Annotated in this window: 2 protein-coding genes; both read right to left on the minus strand. The window is 28.4% G+C overall.

The genetic code is table 11. The annotated features are described in order from the left end of the window. Positions 1 to 1,367: methyl-accepting chemotaxis protein (locus GFJ41_RS17635; RefSeq protein WP_170075960.1), on the minus strand; the 1,367-nt coding region annotated here is incomplete at its 3' end. A gap of 294 nt (positions 1,368 to 1,661) precedes the next feature. Then, the coding region (locus tag GFJ41_RS17640; protein WP_226890286.1) for a methyl-accepting chemotaxis protein at positions 1,662 to 2,057 on the minus strand (396 nt) is incomplete at its 5' end.

A 2,057-nucleotide genomic window follows, 5' to 3' on the forward strand; every position in this document is an offset into this window, starting at 1 on the left:
TCTGCTGATTTTGCTGCTAGATTTCTTACTTCATCTGCAACTACTGCAAATCCTTTACCAGCTTCTCCTGCTCTTGCAGCTTCTACTGCTGCATTTAATGCTAATATATTAGTTTGGAATGCTATATCATCTATTGTTTTTATTATTCTTCCTATTTCAGTTGATGTAAATGTTATATCTTCCATAGCTTTAACCATTTCTTTCATTTGGTTATTACCTTCTTGAACTTGTTTTGCAGCATTTAAAGATAATGAATTAGCTTGCTTAGCATTTTCAGATGTATCTTTAATTTTTTCAGATATTTCAGAAATAGTTGAAGATAATTCTTCAATTGCACTTGCTTGTTCTGTTGCTCCTTGAGATAACATCTGAGATCCACTCGCTACTTGATCCGATGCGGCTCCAACCTCTTCAGATGCTATATTTATTTGTTCCATTGTTTCACTTAAATCAGTTGTTATTTTACCTATAGAATTTTCAATCTGTTTAAAAACTCCTATATATTCTGCATTTGTCGCTACATTGAAATTTCCTGATGCAACTTCTCCTAAAACTCTAACTGTATCTTCTATAATATCTTTTATTTCATTACTCATTTTAACCATACTGCTTGATAAAGTTCCTAATTCATCCTCTGATTCATAATTAACATCAATATCAAAATCTCCACTAGCCATTTTATTAGCAGCTACCTCAAGTTCTTCTATAGGTTTTTTTAAACTTCTTGTTATATATATACATATAACAACACCTATTATTACTGAAATAATATTTAATGCTATAGATATTGATCTTGAAGTTGACGATGTTTCTTTAACACTTTGATTAAATTGAGTTCCTAATTTCTCCGCATTTTCATATAGTTTTGTAGATTGATCGACACAAGAACCATATATATCCCAATACTTTGTATTTTGTGCTGTCATTTCTTTTGCATGTTTATAGTCCCCTTTTTCTAAAAATGCATACACTTGTTCATATTCATTTTTTAAATTGCCAATTGAACTTTTTAAGTTTTCGATTGATGCTTGATTTTTCTTTATAATTTCACTTTCTTCACCTGAAAAAGATTTTTCAATTAAATCAATTCTTTTGTTTACACTCTCAAAATCTTCTAAAATTGTATTCCTATACTCCATTGGATTTTCTCTAAGCATTGAATTTGCTATATTTCTACCTATTGAAACTAAATCTCTACGAATCCCCATACTTTCTGTTGTGACCACATACGGTCCTGTAAATAAATCATTATTTAATTTTTCAGATTTTTTTAAGTTTGATATTGAATAAAGATTTGCAGCTACCGTAACTAATAATACCGCAATAAAAGACAAACTTAATTTTTTACCTATCTTCAAATTTTTCATATTTAGCCCTCCTTGCTTTAACTTTGCTGATATTACAAATCAAAATAATTTGCTTAACATTTATACGGATAAAGATATACATGCTTTAGAATTTAATTTTTATAAATAAGCTTTATTAAATGTAAAAACATTTTCATTTAATAAAAATTTTACTTTGCCAAGTTTATAGGCTCAAAATTGTATTTATCCACATACAAGACTAAATCTAATTTCCCAAAAGCTAAGTTTGTTATTTAATTTATTTTAAATAACAAAAAAGAAGCTTTAAAGCTTCTTTTCCGTTAATAGTTTTATTTAATAATTATTAAATGCTAATTCATTTTCTTCATCTTCATTAAAATTCATATTGTTATTTGATCTGCTTACACCTTTCAAGCTAAAGTTATCTATAAGTGATTTTAACATTTGTGCTTGTCCATTTAACTCTTCACTTGCTGCTGCACTTTCTTCTGATGTTGCTGAGTTTGTTTGTACAACTTGTGAGATTTGGTCTACACCTAACGTTACTTGATTTATAGAGTTTGATTCATCCTCTGATGCTTTTGCTATGTCATTTACTAAAGCAGTAGTTCTATTAGTCGTACTTATTATTTTTTGAAGTGATTCTGCTGTATTATCTACAATTTTTGTTCCATTTTCTACTGCTTCTATTGAATTTTCAATTAATGTAGCTGTATTCTTTGCTGCTTC

Source organism: Paraclostridium dentum (genome assembly GCF_012922555.1).
Taxonomy (GTDB): domain Bacteria; phylum Bacillota; class Clostridia; order Peptostreptococcales; family Peptostreptococcaceae; genus Paraclostridium; species Paraclostridium dentum.